The organism is Streptomyces sp. NPDC001606 (assembly GCF_053596835.1).
The window spans coordinates 286,821-303,245 of sequence record NZ_JBSFHC010000005.1 but is presented as its reverse complement, the minus strand read 5'-3'; the positions used below and the strand labels follow the sequence as shown (position 1 = coordinate 303,245).

The window sequence follows — 16,425 nt, the reverse complement described above, 5'->3', positions numbered from 1 at the left end:
GGCCTGCCTCAGCCCCGCGTCCCGTCCGGTCCGGCCGTCGCCGCGGCCGCGGCCTCGGCGAACGCGGTGACCAGGGGTGAGGGGCGGCCGGCCGCCCAGGCGAGCAGGATCCGGTCGGGCTCGGCGTCGAGGACGGGGACGTAGGCGACGTCCGGGCGGGAGTACTGCTCGGCGACCGAGCGGGGGACGAGGGTGATGGCGGTGCCCGTCGCGATGCACTCGAACTTCTCCTCGACGGTCCGCAGCGGCAGGTCGTCCGGCCCCGGCGTGCGGTAGCTGAGCCAGGTCTCGTCGGCGAGGTCGGCGAGGGTGAGTTCCGGCTTTCCGGCGAACCGGTGGGCGGCCGGCAGCATCACCACGCGCGGCTCGGTGTAGAGGGGTCGCAGTTCGAGGCCGTCCTCGCGGAGCGGGGCGCGCACGTAGGCGATGTCGACGGTGCCGTCGAGGACGGACGGTTCCTGGTCGTCCCATTCCAGGCGGCGGGCCCGGGTGTCGACGTCCGGGTGGGCGGTCCGGAAGGCGCGCAGGGCGGGGGTGACGACGATGCCGGCGCGGAAGCCGATGACGAGCCGGCGCCCGCTCGCGGCGCGCCGCACCCGGCGCTGCGCCCCCTCGGCGGCGACGAGCAAGTTCCGTGCTTCTGCGAGGAGTTGGGCTCCCGCGTCGGTCAGGGTCACGCCGTGGCTGTCGCGGACGAACAGCTCGGCGCCCAACTCCTTCTCGAAGGCGCGGATCTGACGGCTGAGCACCGGCTGGGCGATGTGCAGCCGCTCGGCGGCCCGCCCGAAGTGCAGCAGTTCCGCCACGGCGGTGAAGTAGCGCAGCTTGCGCAGGTCCAGGTCCATGGCTGCTTCCCCGTGGGGTCGTACCGGCGGTGATGCCCTCAGGGTATCGCCGTGGCCGGAAGAGGTCTTGGACGACTGGACGCCCCTGGCCGCAGGCTGGAGCGGCAGCCGGGAACCGGCGGCGAGAACCAACGACGGGCAGGAGAACCGGTCATGGGGTTGCGGGGACAGCGTGTGGTCGTCATCGGCGGTACGTCGGGCATCGGGCTGGCGGTCGCCGAGGGCGCGGGACGGGAGGGCGCCGAGGTGGTCGTCGCCTCGCGCCGGCAGGAGAGTGTGGACGCGGCGCTGAAGCAGCTGCCGGAGGGCACCGAGGGACACGTGCTGGATGTGACGGACGAGGACGCGATCCCCGCGTTCTTCGCCCGGATCGGCGCGTTCGACCACCTGGTCTGTACGGCGGGTGAGCCGCTGCTGCTGGGCGGTGCGGCGGAGACGGACCTCGGGCAGGCCCGGCGGTTCCTCGACACGCGGCTGTGGGGTGCGTACGCGCTGGCCAAGCACGGCGCCGGGTCGGTGCGCCCGGGCGGTTCGGTGGTGCTCACGACCGGCACGGCGGGACGCCGCCCGGCCCCGGGCACGTCGGTGCTGGCGGCGCTGTGCGGGGCGGTGGAGTCGCTGACCCGGGCTCTGGCGCTGGAGTTGGCGCCGGTGCGGGTGAACGCGGTGGCCCCCGGCATGGTGCGCACCGAGCTGTGGCGGGAGCTGCCGGAGGAGCAGCGCGAGGGGCTGTACCGCGCTTCCGCCGAGTCCCTGCCGGTGGGCCGGGTCGGCGAGCCGACGGACGTGGCGGAGGCGTACCTGTACCTGATGCGGGGCGCCTACAGCACCGGCTCGGTGGTGGTCGCGGACGGCGGCGGAACCCTGGTCTGACAGCAAGCCCCGGCCGCCGCACCCACCCCGCGTCAGGCGCGCGCCAGGCGCAGTCGGTCCGCGGTGGTGACCGTGCCGAGGCGGGGGAAGTCGAGCCGCACCGACGCGTCGTGTTCGGCGGCGGTGGAACGTTAGCCGCCGTCAGCCGTCCGTACCGGAAATGCGGCTCAACAGGCCCATGAACTGCTCGCGTTCGGCCGCCGACAGCGGGGCGAGGAGGGCGTCGTTGGCCGCGCGGGCCGCCTGCTCGCAGCGGTCGAGGAGGAGGGCGCCCTCGTCGGTGAGGGAGACCGCGTTCTTGCGCCGGTCGCGCGGGTCGGGGGCGCGCAGCACGAGGCCGGCGGACTGGAGGTCGTTGAGGATGCCGACCAGGTCCTTGGGGTCGAGTCCGATGCCGCGGCCGAGGTCGGCCTGGGCGACCGGGCCGAGGTCGCGGACGGCGGAGAGCGTCACGTGGTGCCACATCTTCATGCCCTCGGCGGCGAGGGCGTCGGCGACCAGGGCGCGGCCGCGGGCGGCGGCCCTGCCCAGCAGCCAGCTGGGCAGGGAGCGGATCGCGGGCAGGGGTGCTTCGGCCATGCCGGAAGCCTATCGAAGAATCGTTGGACTTCCCCATGAACCCCCGCTATCGTTGGGGCTCCCAACGAATGCCGTGGGTGTTCCCAACGAATGCGAGGTGTCGGCCATGCGCCGTGTCCGGTACGAGTCCACCGGCGGCCCGCTCTTCACGGAGGAGGTCCCGGTCCCCCAGCCCGGCCCCGGTGAGCTGCTGGTGCGCTGCGCGGCGATCGGGGTCACCCTGCCCGTGGTCCGCAAGGTCACCGAGTCCGCCGAGCCCATCCCGCTGGGCGGCGAACTGGCCGGCGAGGTGGTCGCGGTGGGCGCGGGGGTGACCCGGTTCAGCGTGGGCGACCGGGTGACCGGGCTGTGCTTCGGGCACGGCTACGCCGACTTCGCCGTCCTGCACGAGGCCATGGCCTCCCCGGTCCCCGACGGGGCCGGCGCCGTCGACGCGGTGGCGCTGGTGCGCAGCGGGCTGGTCGCGTACGGCGCGCTGGAGTCGGCACGCCCTGCCCCCGGCGAGTCGGTGCTGGTCACGGCGGCGGCCAGCGGGGTCGGGCATCTCGCGGTACAGCTGGCGCGGGCGAAGGGCGCGGGCCGGGTGGTGGGCGCGGTGTCCGATCCGGCGAAGACGGACTTCGTGCGCGCGCTGGGCGCGGACGACTGCGTACGGTACGGCGACGACACCTGGGGGGAGCCCGTGGACTGCGTCCTGGACGCGGTCGGCGGCGAGCTGCTCACCCCCGCCCTCGCCGCCCTCGCCCCGCACGGCCGGCTGGTCGCCTACAGCTCGGGCGGCGGCACGATCCGGGCGTACGACCTGCTGGTGGGCGCCAAGTCGGTGATCGGCTTCCAGATGGCGCTCATCGCCCGCGGCCGGCCGGAGCTGTACGAGCAGTGGCGCCGGGAGCTGTGGCGGATGTTCACCGAGGGCGCCCTGAAGCCCGTCGTACACGCCGAGTTCGCGCTGGAGGACGCGGCGAAGGCGCACGCGGTGATCGAGGCACGGGCCAACCTCGGCAAGGTCGTACTGCGCCCGTGAGAGCCGGGTGCGCCGGCTCCCGCGAACCGGCGCCCGCACGGTCCTTGTGGGCGCTCACCGACGACGAGCCGACCGACCCGCAGGTGCCGGGCTCAGCGCAGGACGCCGTTGTGCGGCTGCCCCTGGGCCGGGTGGGCGACTGAGCCCGCCGGGGCCTGCCGGGGCTCCTCCTCCGGGTCGCGGGCCCGCCGCTTGGCGATCACCGCGCACACCATCAGCTGCATCTGGTGGAAGAGCATCAGCGGCAGCACCGCCAGGGAGGCATGGGCGCCGAACAGCACGCTCGCCATGGGCAGCCCGGAGGCGAGGGACTTCTTCGAGCCGGCGAACTGGATGGCGATCCGGTCCGCCCGGCCGAAGCCGAGCGCCTTGCCGCCGTACCAGGTCAGCACGAGCATGATGGCCAGCAGGACGGCCTCGACGGCGAGCAGCGCGCCGAGCCGGCCGGGGCTGATCCGGTGCCAGATGCCGCGGGTCATGCCCTCGCTGAAGGCGGTGTAGACGACCAGCAGGATCGAACCGCGGTCGACCAGTCCGAGGACCTTCTTGTGCCGGGTGACGAAGCCGCCGATCCAGCGGCGCAGCAGCTGCCCGGCCAGGAACGGCACCAGCAGTTGCAGCACGATCTTGAGCAGCGAGTCGGCGGAGAACCCGCCGCCGCTGTTGCCGAGCAGTCCGGCGGCCAGCAGCGGGGTGAGGACGATGCCGACGAGGGAGGAGAAGGAGCCCGCGCAGATCGCCGCGGGCACGTTTCCCCGGGCGATGGAGGTGAAGGCGATGGACGACTGGATCGTGGACGGGACCAGCGTCAGGAAGAGCAGGCCCTGGTAGAGCGGCTGGGTCAGCAGCACGGGCACCAGGGCGCGCGCCGCCAGCCCGAGCGCCGGGAAGACGAGGAAGGTGCAGGCCAGCACGGTGAGGTGGAGCCGCCAGTGACGCAGTCCGTCGAGCGCCTCCCGGGTGGACAGCCGGGCGCCGTAGAGGAAGAAGAGGAAGGCGATGGCGGCCGTGGAAGCGCCGGAGGCCACATCGGCGGCGGTGCCCTGGGCGGGCAGCAGCGCGGCCAGCCCCACGGTCCCGAGAAGCAGCACGATGTACGGGTCGATCGGCAGCCGACTCGGCCAGCGCAGGCGTTTCACGGTGCTCCGTTCTCTCAGGTGTGATGTTCCGTCTCCGGGCCCACCAGGGCCTCTTCTCATCGTCTCCTTCCGTCGACCGATCGGGAAACCTGCATACCACTCTGACTGTCATCACGTATCGCGATGACCGCGCTAGGCTGGGCCGGTGTACGACCCCACCCAGCTGCGCACCTTCCTCGCGGTCGCCCAGACGCTGAGCTTCACCCAGGCCGCGCGGCGGCTCGGGGTGCGGCAGTCCACGGTCAGCCAGCATGTGCGGCGGCTGGAGGACGCGGCCGGCCGGCAGCTGTTCTCGCGGGACACCCATTCGGTGGAGCTGACCGAGGACGGCGAGGCGATGCTCGGCTTCGCACGCCGGCTCCTGGAGGTGCACGAGCAGGCGACGGCGTTCTTCTCCGGCACCCGGGTGCGGGGCCGGCTGCGGTTCGGCGCCTCGGAGGACTTCGTGCTCACCCGGCTGCCGGAGATCCTGGAAAGCTTCCGCTACGACCATCCGGAGGTCGACCTCGAGCTGACGGTCGAGCTGTCCGGCACCCTGTACGAGCGACTGGCCGCCGGGAAGCTGGACCTGGTGCTGGCCAAGCGGCGCCCCGAGGACCCGCGCGGCGCGCTGGTCTGGCGGGACGACCTGGTGTGGATCGGCGCCGAGCGGCTGCGGCTGGACCCGGACCGGCCGGTGCCGCTGATCGTCTATCCGCCGCCGGGCATCACCCGGGCCCGGGCGCTGGAGACGCTGGAGGGCGAGGGCCGGGAGTGGCGGATCGTCTGCACCAGCGGCAGTCTCAACGGGCTGATCGCCGCGGCCCGGGCCGGGCTCGGGGTGATGGCCCACGCCCGGCGGCTGATCCCCCCGGGCCTGTTCCGGCTGCCGGACCGGGCCGGGCTGCCGGAGCTGGGCAAGGTCGACTTCGTCCTGGTCCACGGCCGCCACCGGGGCCCTGCGGACAGCCCCGCGAACGCCCTCGCGGCAGCAATCCTGGCAGGCGGCGAACGCCTGCGCCGCCGAAGCAGCTGAGGGCGCCGGGGGGCATAAGGCAAGGCCCGGACGCGACGCACCGCTGAGGGGCGCCGCACTGCAACGCCGGCCCGGACTCAGCGGGGTATCGGGTACGTCAGCTGTTTGACCCGGCGCAGGAACGGTGTCGTCTCCACGTGCTGGACTCCCTCCAGTCGGCCGAGGGGGCCGCTGAGGTAGGCGTACAGGCCCGCCGTGCTGCGGGTCAGCGCGGTGACGACCAGGTTGGACGGGCCGGCCGTGGCCGAGACCCAGGCGGTCTCCGCGTGGGTGGCCAGGGCCTGGCCGACGGAGTGCAGCGCGGCGGGGGCGGCGGTGATCCAGAGCGCTGCGACGACGGGATAGCCGAGGGTCTCGGTCTGGTACTCGACGTCGATGTACACCGCTCCGGAGGCGCGGAGCGTGGCCAGCCGGCGTCTGACCGAGGACTCCGAGCGGCCCGTGGCGCGCTGGAGCTCGGGGTAGCCGGCCCGGCCGTCGCGCTCCAGCACGGCCAGCAGGGGTTCGTCCTCGGGTTCGATCCGGGGCGGCCCGGGGTCGGGGTCGACGGCGGGGCGCAGCGCGGCGATCTGCTCGTCGGTGAGCGCGTTCAGCTTGCGGATCCAGCCCTCCGCACCACCGCCGTAGAACCGGTGCAGCAGCTGATGGGCGCGGATCTCGACCACGCTGGGGGTGCGGGGCAGCCTGCCGAGCAGCAGCTCGTCGTGGTCGCCGGGGGTGCGCGGGCGGGTCAGGCACAGCACCTCGGTGCCGCCCGAGGCCAGGCCGATCCAGTAGGTGTCGGGGCGCCGGGCCAGGGCCTCGGCGATGGCCGCGGCGCTGTCCGGGGCGCAGCGGATCCGCAGCATCCACTGGTCCTGGCCGAGCCGGTAGGCGTCCCGCATGGCCACGACCCGCAGACCGGCCTCGGCGGCGAGGCGCCGGTAGCGGCGCGCGACGGTCTGGTCGGACACGCCGAGTACGGCGGCGATCCGGCTGAAGGGGGCGCGTGCGTCGATCTCCAGCGCGGACAGCAGCTGGACGTCGAGCTGGTCGAAGGTGTCGGATTCCATTCTCGGCACGGGTTCTCCTGTCGGGTTCCGTCGGTTCCGCCTGGTCGAGCCGTCCGATCAGCCGCTGTGGGGCCATCGTACGGAGCAATGGGCGATCGGCCCAGGAGTCGGCAGGGAGTGGGGACATGCGGAGATGGGGGACGCTCACGGCCGTGTGCCTGGGCACGTTCATGTTGTTGCTGGACGTGACGATCGTGGTGGTGGCGCTGCCGGACATGGCCGGCTCGCTGCACGCCTCGCTCGGCGATCTCCAGTGGGTGGTGGACGGGTACGCGCTGGCGCTGGCCGCGCTGCTGCTCGGCGCGGGCGCGGCCGCCGATCTGCTGGGGCGCCGCCGGGTGCATGTGGCGGGTGTCGTGCTGTTCGCGGTGGCCTCGCTGCTGTGCGGGCTGGCCTCCGGGCCGGAGCTGCTGGTGGCGGCCCGGGCCTTGCAGGGGGTGGGCGCCGCGGCGATGTTCGCGACCACCCTGCCGCTGCTGGGCTCGGTCTACCAGGGCAGGCAGCGATCGGCGGCGCTCGGTGTGTGGGGCGCGGTGAGCGGTGGCGCCGCGGCGATCGGCCCGGTGCTGGGCGGTCTGATCACGGAGGGCCCCGGCTGGCGGTGGATCTTCTTCGTGAACCTGCCGGTGAGCGTGGTCGAGGTCTGGCTGACGCTGCGGGCGGTGCCGGAGTCCCGGGGGCCGCGCGGTATGAGGGTGGACTGGGCGGGCATGGTGTCCTTCGCCGGTTTCGGGGGCGGTCTGACCTACGCGGTGGTACGGGCCGGTGAGGACGGCTGGACGGCCCCGGCGGCGCTGCTGGCCTTCGGCTGCGCGGCGCTCGCGCTGGTGGTGTTCGTGCTGGTGGAGCGGCGGGCGGCGGATCCGCTGCTGGACCTGGCGCTGCTGCGGCGGCCGGCGTTCGCGGGCGTGCTGCTGGGCGCGTTCGCCTTCAACGGGGTGGCGTTCGGGGTGACGCCGTACCTGTCGATCTGGATGCAGACGCTGCTGGGGATGTCCCCGGTGCGCGGCGGGCTCACCCTGCTGCCGATGACGGTCGCGGCGATGATCGTCGCCGTGCTGGTGGGCCGGCTGCTGCACGGCGTACCCGCCCGGCTCACCATCGGCGGCGGGCTGCTGCTGATCGGCACCGGGAACCTGTGCCAGGCCGTGCTGGACGCGGGCGCCTCCTGGACCGCGCTGGTACCGGGGTTCGTGCTGGTCGGCATCGGCACCGGCTGTGTCAGCCCGACGGTCGCCGGGGCGGCACTGGCGGCGGTGCCGGCCGAGCGGGCCGGGATGGCGGGCGGCGCGGTGAACACGGTCCGCCAGCTCGGGTACGCGCTCGGCGTCGCCGTCTTCGGCACCCTCCTGACCTCGCGGATGACCGGCACGCTGGGGCACGACGCCGCGCACGCCCTGGCCGGCGGCGGGGCGGCGGGGCTGCGCGGCAGCGTCCCCGAGCACACGCTGCGCGCCGCGTTCGCCTCGGGCCTGGACACCGCGCTGGTGACCGCCGGCGTCGTCGGCCTGGTGGCGGGCGGGCTGGTGCTGTGGCTGGTGCGGACGGCCGGGCCGGGGGCGGGCGCGCCCGCGGGGCAGCCGCCGGCGCGGGAGCAGGCGATGGCGGTACGGCGCTGAGCCGTGCCTGGTGCGGGGCGGTCCGGGGAAGGCTCCCGGCCGCCCCGCGCGCACGCGTGCGCCGACCGGTGCGCCGTCACCGGTAATCGGCGCGTACAGATTCGGTGGAGATTACGGTACCGAAACTTACGGTACCGTCAGTTTTGTGTCCGGCCCTTCCCCATGTGCGGGCATTTTCCGCGTCCCGAGCGGGAAAAACGTGAGGTTTGCCCGGCTTCCCACCCCCTCCCGAACGGTGAACCGGTGGGGTAGCTTTCACGGCGCTGTGCCGCATCACGGCGTGACCAAACAGCGAGGACCGGGGAGCCAGGTTTGCGCGAGTTCACGAACCCGCCGTTGGCATCGCCACCGCCGGTGGGCGGTCTGGCCGACGTCGTCTTCGAGCATGCCCGGACCGATCCCCTGCACATCGCCCTCGGCCGTAAGGACGCCTCCGGGCAGTGGCGGGACGTGACCGCCGCCGAGTTCCGCGACGAGGTCCTCGCCCTGGCCAAGGGGCTGCTGGCCAACGGCATCCGGTTCGGCGACCGGGTCGCGATCATGTCCCGTACCCGCTACGAGTGGACCCTGTTCGACTTCGCGCTGTGGGCGATCGGCGCGCAGGTGGTGCCCGTCTATCCGACCTCCTCGGCCGAGCAGTGCTTCTGGATGCTGTACGACGCCGAGGTGACGGCGGCGGTCGTGGAGCACGAGGACCACGCGATGACCATCGCCACCGTCATCGACCGGCTGCCGAACCTGCGGCGGCTGTGGCAGCTGGACGCGGGCTGTGTGCAGGAGCTGTACGACGCCGGGGCACATCTGGACGACGAGATGGTGCACCGGCACCGGCAGGCGGTCACCCCGGAGTCGGTGGCCACGATCATCTACACCTCGGGCACCACGGGCCGGCCCAAGGGCTGTGTCATCTCGCACGGCAACTTCATGTTCGAGGCGGACACCGTCATCCAGCGCTGGGAGCCGGTGTTCCACTCCAAGAAGGGCGACGAGGCGTCGACCCTGCTGTTCCTGCCGCTGGCGCATGTCTTCGGGCGGATGGTGCAGGTCGCCGCGATCCGCGGCGGGGTCCGCTTCGGCCACCAGCCGCAGCTGCACGCGGCCGCCCTGCTGCCCGATCTGGCCGCCTTCCGGCCGACGTTCATCCTCGCGGTGCCGTACATCTTCGAGAAGGTGTTCAACGCGGCCCGCCGCAAGGCGGAGAAGGACGGCAAGGCGGGGCCGTTCGAGAAGGCCGTCGAGATCGCGGTGAAGTACGCGGAGGCGGTGGAGGCGAAGGCCTGGGGCACCGGGCCGGGCCCGTCGGCGGGCCTGCGCATGCAGCACCAGCTGTTCGACAAGCTGGTGTACGCGAAGGTCCGCGCGGCGATGGGCGGCCGGATCCGGAACGCGATGTCCGGCGGCTCGGGGATGGACCGCCGGCTGGGGCTGTTCTTCGCGGGCGCGGGCGTGCAGATCTACGAGGGCTACGGGCTCACCGAGTCGACGGCCGCGGCGACCGCGAACCCGCCCGAGCGCACCCGCTACGGCACGGTCGGGCAGGCCATCCCCGGGGTGACCGTGCACATCGCCGACGACGGGGAGATCTGGCTGCGCGGCGGCAACGTCTTCCAGGGCTATCTGAACAACCAGAAGGCCACCGACGAGACCCTGCACGACGGCTGGCTGGCCACCGGCGACCTGGGGACGCTGGACCAGGACGGCTATCTGACCATCACCGGCCGCAAGAAGGAGATCCTGGTGACCTCCGGCGGCAAGAGTGTCTCCCCGGGGGTGCTGGAGGAGCGGGTCCGGGACCATCCGCTGGTCAACCAGTGCATCGTGGTCGGCAACGACCGCCCGTACATCGCCGCCCTGGTCACCCTGGACCAGGAGGCCGTCGAGCACTGGCTGACGATGCGCAACAAGCCGCGGCTGACCCCGGCGGAGCTGGTGCGCGACCCGGATCTGGAGACGGAGGTGCGGCGGGCGGTGGTCGCCGCCAACACACTCGTCTCGCAGGCCGAGTCGATCCGCACCTTCCGCATACTGGCTCAGCCGTTCACCGAGGAACACGGCCTGCTGACACCGTCGTTGAAGCTGAAGCGGAAGGCCATCGAGAAGGCGTACGAGCGCGAGGTCGAGGCACTTTACCGGACCTGATGCGCGGGTCTGGAATGCATCGCGGCGCCTGATCGTTGACCATGGAAGTACCACCTGTCGACAACCGAAGGATCAAGAGGCTCGTGAGCAGCAAGGTCCCCCCGATCATCCTCAACAACGGCATCGAGATGCCCCAGCTGGGCTACGGCGTCTGGCAGGTGCCCGACGACGAGGCCGAGCGGGCCGTCGCCACGGCGCTGGAGGCCGGGTACCGCAGCATCGACACAGCGGCGATCTACGGCAACGAGGAGGGCACCGGCAAGGCCATCGCCGCCTCCGGCCTGCCCCGCGACGACATCTTCGTCACCACCAAGCTCTGGAACAGCGACCAGGGGTACGACGCCACGCTGCGCGCCTTCGACGTGTCGCTGGCGAAGCTCGGGCTCGACTACGTCGACCTGTATCTGATCCACTGGCCGCTGCCGGCGCGCGACACCTACGTCGACACCTACAAGGCGCTGGAGAAGCTGTACACCGACGGCCGGGTCAAGGCGATCGGTGTCTCCAACTTCCTGCCCGAGCACCTGGAGCGGCTGATCTCCGAGACCTCCGTGATCCCGGCGGTCAACCAGATCGAGCTGCACCCGCATCTTCAGCAGCACGCCGCCCGGGAGTTCCACGCGGAGCAGGGCATCGCCACCGAGGCCTGGTCGCCGCTCGGCCAGGGCAAGGGGCTGCTGGAGGTACCGGCGATCGTCGCGATCGCGCAGAAGCACGGCCGTACGCCGGCGCAGGTGGTGCTGCGCTGGCACCTCCAGCTGGGGAACATCGTGATCCCCAAGTCCGTGACGCCGTCGCGGATCAAGGAGAACATCGAGGTGTTCGACTTCAGCCTGGACGCGGAGGACCTCGGCGCGATCAGCGCGCTCAACGAGGACCGGCGGATCGGGCCCGACCCGGCCACGTTCGACCTGGCCTGAGCCCCGCACCCGGTCCCGCCGCGCCGGAGCACCGGCGCGGCGGGGACCCGGTAGGGGTGTCTGCCGTGCGCCCGGTCAGTCGAGGTGGGCGTCGGCGTGCACGACCTCGAACTCCTCCAGTCCGACGACGGTGACATGGGCCTTGGCCGAGGCCTCGTGCCGGGCCGCCGCCTGACCGGCCCGGGAGGCCACCAGCGACGCCCGGTCGACGAAGAGGGCGCCGACGTTTCCCGTGCCCCGGTCCCGGTCGATGAGCAGGGACACCCGGGCCAGTCCGGGCAGGGCGTCCAGCCGCGGCACCACGGTGGCGCGGAAGGTGTCGCCGAACAGGTCGGCGTCCATCGGGTCGAACACGAGCCGGGTGTGCCGGAGTCCGCCGCCCACGCGCGGCGGCTGGACCGAGTGGACCACGACCGCCTCGTAGTTCTCCACCGCGTAGGTGCTCGCGAACGGCTCCAGCAGCATCGCCCGGCGCTCGCTCATGACCTCGTCGCTGGTGTGGCGTTCCGCCTCGGTGTCCCACCAGCTCGACACCAGCAGCTTGCCGATCTCGCGGTCCACGAACACACCGGATCCGCGATAGCCGGGCCGTTCCTCGAGCAGCTCCCGCCCGGAGGTGTTCAGTGCCCGGACGGCGGTGTCGAGCTTCGCCGGATCGCCGGTCGCGTAGATGGTGCGTACGAACATCGCAAATCGCCTCCCTGTCCGACACGACCAGTGTTCTCCCGGGAGGAGACGGCTGCCACCGCGCACACCAACGGTGAGGAATCCTTGCTGACCGCAGCCGCCGGACGGCCGTGCCTCAGTTGGGCTGCCCCAGCGGCCGTACGACGACGGTGTTGACGTCGACCCCGGCCGGCTGCCGGATGGCCCAGACGATCGAGTCGGCGATCTGGTCGGCGGTCAGCAGCAGACCCGGCGGCAGACTGCCGTAGCCGTCCCAGAACGGGGTCTCCACCCGGCCGGGAGCGACCAGGGTCACGCCGATCCCGAACTCCGTGACCTGGCGCCGGGTGTTCTCGGCGAGCCCGGTCACCGCCCACTTGGTGGCGCCGTAGATGTTCCCGGGCGTGGGCACGAACCCGGCGACGCTGCCGACCAGGACGATCCGGCCGCGGGACTCCTTCAGCGCGTCGACGGAGGCGCGGACCAGCAGGGCCGGCCCGAGGACGTTGGTGAGGACCATCTCGGGCCAGCCGGCCGGGTCACCGTCCGCGACGGAGTCGTGCGTGGCGATGCCGGCGTTGGCGACGACGGTGTCCAGCCGGCCGAACGCTTCGAGGGTGTGCTCGACCGCGGACCGTATGTCGTCGTACGACGCGGCGTCACCGGCGACCGTCCGCAGCGCGGCGGGGCGGCCGAGCCCGTCGGCGAAGTCCCGCAGCCGCTGCGCCGACCGTCCGGTGACGGTGACCCGGTGCCCGGCGTCCAGCAGCTGCCGGGCCACGGCGGCGCCGATCCCGCTGCCGCCGCCGGTGATGAGTGCGACCGGTGCGTCGTTCATGAGGCCCCCTGCGTTCCTGTGCGTCCTGTGGTGAACGCCGGGCAGTCCATCACTGCGAGCGCACTCCAAGTCAACCCCGTCCAGCGGGGGTTGTTCACGCCACCGGCCGCACCGCGGTGTGCACCGTGTGGGCCGCCAGGACGAACACGTCCTGCCTCTGGTGCACGCTCGCCGGGTCGGACGGGTCCAGCAGCCGGTCCAGGGTGGCCAGGTCCTCGGCGTCCAGCCCGTCGCCGACACCCTCGCGCAGCCGGGACAGGGACGCGGCGACATACGCGCGGGCGCGGTCGCTCACCGGGGCGGGCAGGTCGAGCAGGAAGCTGCGGGTGCGGGTGTGTCCGAGGCCGGCGGCGGTCAGCAGGGCCGGCCAGTCCTCGGTCTCCGGGACCGAGCCGGGCAGGTCCGCCCGCATCCGCGTGAACCACTCCGCCTCCAGGGCGTCCAGCCGGGCCTGGAGTCCGGGCCGGCCGATGCCGATGTCCCGGGGCAGGAAGCGCATGGGCAGGCCCCCTTCGAGGAGCGCCAGGGTGCCGCCGGGGGCCAGCCGCCGGGCGAACGCGGCGAGCGCGGCCCGCTGGTCGCCGAGGTGGTGCAGACTGCGGCTGGCCCACAGCAGGTCCGCCGGATAGTCCAGCCCGTCCAGTACCTCGGGCAGTTCCCCGGCGAGGGTGTCGAAGCGGTCGGCGACGCCCTGCTTCTCGGCCCGGGCGCGGGCGCGTTCCAGCAGCGGCGGGGTGCCGTCGACGGCGACGACCCGGGCGCCGGGGAACGTCTCGGCGAAGAGGCAGGAGACGACGCCGGGGCCGCTGCCCGCGTCCACGATCAGCCCCGGCTCGGTCACCTCTCGCGCGAGCCAGGCCAGGGCCCGCTCGTAGAGGGGGGTGAACAGCTCCGCCTGGGACTCCAGCAGGGGGCCCAGCTCGTTCCAGTCGATGTCGGTGGTGTCGTGGCCGTGGCCGTGCCCGTGCCGGTGCTCGTGGGTGGGGTGGTCGTGCGCCATGGTGGTCAGCCTCTCGTCCGGAGGCGGCCAGCGTGCGACGGCGCACCGGCCGGGGGCCAGCCGTCTTGCCGGTACCGCAAAAAACAGATGCGGCACGGCAACGGATCCGACGAGGATGACACTATGGATCATGAACTGGTGAAACGCTTCCTCGCCGACGGATTCGTCAAGATCGAGGCGGCGTTCCCGCCTCGCGTCGCCGAGGACTGCGCACGGCTGCTGTGGCGGGAGACGGGGTACGACCCGCAGGACCCCGGCACCTGGAAAGAACCTGTGGTGCGGGTGGGAGGGATGGCGCAGGGCCCGTTCGCGGCGGCGGTCAACACCCCCGTCCTGCACGAGGCGTTCGACCAGCTGGTCGGTGCGGGCCGCTGGGAGCCGCGCTATTCCCTCGGCACCTTCCCGCTGCGCTTCCCGCACCCCGCCGACCCGGGCGACGCGGGCTGGCACATCGAGGGCAGTTACGCCGTGGAGGGTGAGACCTGGCCCTTCACCAATGTGCGTTCGCGGGACCGCGCGCTGCTGATGCTGTTCCTGTTCAGCGAGGTGACCGAGGAGGACGCGCCGACCCGGATCCGGGTCGGCTCGCATCTGGACGTACCGCCGCTGCTGGAGCCGTACGGCGAGGCCGGTGTGTCGGTGCTGGAGATCGCCCCGCGGGTGGAGGCGGCCACCGAGCACCGGCCGCTCGCGTACGCCACCGGCCGCCCCGGTGATGTCTACCTGTGCCATCCGTTCCTGGTGCACGCGGCCCAGCTGCACCACGGCACCCGGCCGCGTTTCATGGCGCAGCCGCCGCTGTCCCCGGCGGTGCCGTACGAGCTGCACCGGCCGGACGGCGGCTACTCGCCGGTGGAGCGCACGATCCGCCGGGGTCTGGGCCTCGACGAGGCCTGACCCCGGCGGATCCGCCGGCTCAGGGGGTTACGGCAGCGGCGGGTAGGCGTTCTGCATCAGCTGCTGGAACTGGGCGGAGAACCAGTGCCCGGCCAGCGGCGCGTTCGGCAGGGCGCCCGACATGCTGTTCCCGTTGCGTGCGTTGCCGGTGTAGGTCGGGTCGCACATCTGGTCGAAGCCCTTGCCCTCGTCGTTGGCGATGGGGGAGCTGGCTCCGTCCGACTGCCCCGGCGGCTTGGCCCACACATAGGCGTCGATACCGGCGGCCGGCGCGGCGGTGGGCCGTTCACCGAGCCCGGCGCCGCTCTGGTTGCACCAGTTGCCGACGTGGATACGGCGGTCGACCCGGCCCCCGTTGACATAGGCGTCGACGGAGGTCTGCGGGCCGGCCCCGGTGGGCCGGGCGGTGCCGCCCCAGCCGTTGCGGGAGGTGTCGATCAGCATGCCGATCCCGGGGTCGAACCCGAGGGAGACGAGCTTGTCCCGCAGGCCGAGGGCGTACGACTGCTCGTCCACGTACTGGTTCCAGTCGATCCACTTCGACTGGCGCACGGTCGTGCCGTTCACCGAGTCGGTGACCTTGACGTACGGCTCCTTCAGGGCGCTGTAGTTGGCCGTGTTGACGATGAACCCGGCGACGTCGTTCACGCTGGCGCCGTTGGAGGTGGCGACCTTGTAGAACTCCTGCGCGGAGGGACCGAGGTTGGTGTCCCAGCCGAGCCAGCCGTGGTGTCCGGCGTCGATGTAGTTGTAGACGTTGGAGAGGACGCCGAGCTTCTGGAGGGCGTAGCTGACGCCCTTCTCGTAGTTGCCGTTCGCCTTCATGGTCTCGCAGGCGCTGGTGCTGGTGGAGGTGCCGCCGCCGTTGGTGACCAGGTTGGGCAGCGAGTCCGGCTCGATGACGGTGGCGATCCGCAGCCCCGCGTACTTCGGGTCGGACAGGATCGAGGCGATGGGGTCGATGTAGTCGGTCTTGTACTTGTCGATGTCGTCGGGGCCGAGTTCGCCGTTGGAGGCGAGGGCGGCGCAGTCGCGGCCGGGCAGGTCGTAGATGACCAGCTGGACCACCAGGTCGCCGGAGCCCTTCTGGGTGAGCGCCGCGTTCAGATGGTCGCGCAGGCCCATGCCGCCGTTGGCGCCGTTGATGGTGGCGATCCGGTCGAGCCAGACCGCGGTGGGCTGGTTGGAGATGCGGCTGCCGCCCGGTTCGGCGGCGGCGTGCGCGGACCACTCGGGGTCCACGTACACCTTGGCGCCGACATAGGGGTTGTCCACCCGGCCGCCGGTGCTGCCACCGCCCGTGCCGCCACCGGTGCCGCCACCGGTACCGCCGCCCGTGCCGCCACCGGTACCGCCACCGGTGCCGCCGCCCGTTCCGCCGCCTCCGCCGCTGTCGACGTTGCAGGTGACGCCGTCCAGGGTGAAGGTGGCGGGTACGGCGTTGGAGCCACTGTAGCTGCCGTTGAAGCCGAAGCTCACCGAACTGCCGGTGCCCAGCGTGCCGTTGTAGCCGGCATTGGCGGCGGTGACGTCGGCGCCGCTCTGGCTGACCGTCGCGTTCCAGGCGTTGGTGACCTTCTGGTTGCCGGCGTACGACCACTTCAGCGACCAGCTCGACTTGGCGGCCGCGTTGTTGGTGACGGTGACGGCGGCGGTGAAGCCGGTGTCCCACTGGTTCTGCACGGTGTAGGTCACGGTGCAGGGGATGGAGGAGGTGGCGGCTCCGGCCGGGGCTGAGAGCAGCGCCGTGCCGGTGGTCCCGGCGACCAGCGCCAGGGCCGCGAGCAGGGATGTTCTGGTGCGACTCATCAGTGCGGGT

General features: G+C 72.5%; 15 protein-coding genes. 7 read left to right on the top strand and 8 right to left on the bottom strand.

Annotation, left to right across the window (positions count from 1 at the left end; genetic code table 11):
- Positions 1-8: 8 nt before the first annotated feature.
- Complete coding sequence (locus ACWCV9_RS12990) at positions 9-845, bottom strand: LysR family transcriptional regulator (protein WP_450786135.1); 837 nt, start codon at positions 843-845, stop codon at positions 9-11.
- Positions 846-998: 153 nt separating this feature from the next.
- Between ACWCV9_RS12990 and ACWCV9_RS12985 the strand changes: the two genes are divergently transcribed.
- On the top strand, positions 999-1,718 hold the full coding sequence (locus ACWCV9_RS12985) for an SDR family oxidoreductase (RefSeq protein WP_450786134.1): 720 nt from the start codon (positions 999-1,001) through the stop codon (positions 1,716-1,718).
- A 141-nt stretch (positions 1,719-1,859) separates the two neighbouring features.
- Here ACWCV9_RS12985 and ACWCV9_RS12980 read toward each other — a convergent pair whose 3' ends face one another.
- Complete coding sequence (locus ACWCV9_RS12980) at positions 1,860-2,297, bottom strand: MarR family winged helix-turn-helix transcriptional regulator (RefSeq protein WP_450786132.1); 438 nt, start codon at positions 2,295-2,297, stop codon at positions 1,860-1,862.
- 106 nt (positions 2,298-2,403) lie between these two features.
- Between ACWCV9_RS12980 and ACWCV9_RS12975 the strand changes: the two genes are divergently transcribed.
- On the top strand, positions 2,404-3,321 hold the full coding sequence (locus tag ACWCV9_RS12975) for a quinone oxidoreductase family protein (RefSeq protein WP_450786130.1): 918 nt from the start codon (positions 2,404-2,406) through the stop codon (positions 3,319-3,321).
- Between the two features lie 92 nt (positions 3,322-3,413).
- Here ACWCV9_RS12975 and ACWCV9_RS12970 read toward each other — a convergent pair whose 3' ends face one another.
- Positions 3,414-4,460 (bottom strand): bile acid:sodium symporter family protein, encoded by a 1,047-nt coding sequence (locus ACWCV9_RS12970; RefSeq protein WP_450786128.1) that lies wholly within the window; start codon positions 4,458-4,460, stop codon positions 3,414-3,416.
- A gap of 145 nt (positions 4,461-4,605) precedes the next feature.
- Here ACWCV9_RS12970 and ACWCV9_RS12965 point away from each other — a divergent pair, with 145 nt between their 5' ends.
- On the top strand, positions 4,606-5,475 hold the full coding sequence (locus ACWCV9_RS12965) for a LysR substrate-binding domain-containing protein (RefSeq protein ID WP_385842872.1): 870 nt from the start codon (positions 4,606-4,608) through the stop codon (positions 5,473-5,475).
- Positions 5,476-5,552: 77 nt separating this feature from the next.
- On the opposite strand, the gene ACWCV9_RS12960 is transcribed toward ACWCV9_RS12965, so the two are convergent.
- Positions 5,553-6,527 (bottom strand): Lrp/AsnC family transcriptional regulator, encoded by a 975-nt coding sequence (locus ACWCV9_RS12960; protein WP_450786255.1) that lies wholly within the window; start codon positions 6,525-6,527, stop codon positions 5,553-5,555.
- Between the two features lie 125 nt (positions 6,528-6,652).
- Here ACWCV9_RS12960 and ACWCV9_RS12955 point away from each other — a divergent pair, with 125 nt between their 5' ends.
- The 3 genes from ACWCV9_RS12955 to ACWCV9_RS12945 all read left to right on the top strand — a co-directional run bounded on the left by ACWCV9_RS12955 (position 6,653) and on the right by ACWCV9_RS12945 (position 11,205).
- Positions 6,653-8,146 (top strand): MFS transporter, encoded by a 1,494-nt coding sequence (locus ACWCV9_RS12955; RefSeq protein WP_385842873.1) that lies wholly within the window; start codon positions 6,653-6,655, stop codon positions 8,144-8,146.
- A gap of 312 nt (positions 8,147-8,458) precedes the next feature.
- Positions 8,459-10,285: an AMP-dependent synthetase/ligase gene (locus tag ACWCV9_RS12950; RefSeq protein ID WP_450786125.1), complete on the top strand. Its 1,827-nt coding sequence runs from the start codon at positions 8,459-8,461 to the stop codon at positions 10,283-10,285.
- Positions 10,286-10,368: 83 nt separating this feature from the next.
- Positions 10,369-11,205, top strand: coding sequence for an aldo/keto reductase (locus ACWCV9_RS12945; protein ID WP_450786123.1), 837 nt, complete (start codon positions 10,369-10,371; stop codon positions 11,203-11,205).
- Between the two features lie 75 nt (positions 11,206-11,280).
- On the opposite strand, the gene ACWCV9_RS12940 is transcribed toward ACWCV9_RS12945, so the two are convergent.
- The 3 genes from ACWCV9_RS12940 to ACWCV9_RS12930 form a co-directional block, all read right to left on the bottom strand.
- Positions 11,281-11,892 carry a hypothetical protein gene (locus ACWCV9_RS12940; RefSeq protein WP_450786121.1) on the bottom strand — a complete coding sequence of 204 codons (612 nt, stop codon included), beginning with the start codon at positions 11,890-11,892 and terminating at the stop codon, positions 11,281-11,283.
- Between the two features lie 115 nt (positions 11,893-12,007).
- A complete protein-coding gene (locus ACWCV9_RS12935) occupies positions 12,008-12,709 on the bottom strand; it encodes an SDR family oxidoreductase (RefSeq protein WP_450786120.1) in 702 nt (233 codons plus the stop codon).
- A 94-nt stretch (positions 12,710-12,803) separates the two neighbouring features.
- On the bottom strand, positions 12,804-13,709 hold the full coding sequence (locus tag ACWCV9_RS12930) for a class I SAM-dependent methyltransferase (RefSeq protein WP_450786118.1): 906 nt from the start codon (positions 13,707-13,709) through the stop codon (positions 12,804-12,806).
- 123 nt (positions 13,710-13,832) lie between these two features.
- On the opposite strand from ACWCV9_RS12930, the gene ACWCV9_RS12925 reads away from it, so the two are divergent.
- A complete protein-coding gene (locus ACWCV9_RS12925; protein WP_450786116.1) occupies positions 13,833-14,606 on the top strand; it encodes a phytanoyl-CoA dioxygenase family protein in 774 nt (257 codons plus the stop codon).
- A gap of 27 nt (positions 14,607-14,633) precedes the next feature.
- Here ACWCV9_RS12925 and ACWCV9_RS12920 read toward each other — a convergent pair whose 3' ends face one another.
- The gene (locus ACWCV9_RS12920) at positions 14,634-16,415 is read right to left on the bottom strand and encodes a glycoside hydrolase family 6 protein (RefSeq protein ID WP_450786114.1); all 1,782 of its coding nucleotides are present in this window, start codon (positions 16,413-16,415) and stop codon (positions 14,634-14,636) included.
- Positions 16,416-16,425: the final 10 nt, after the last annotated feature.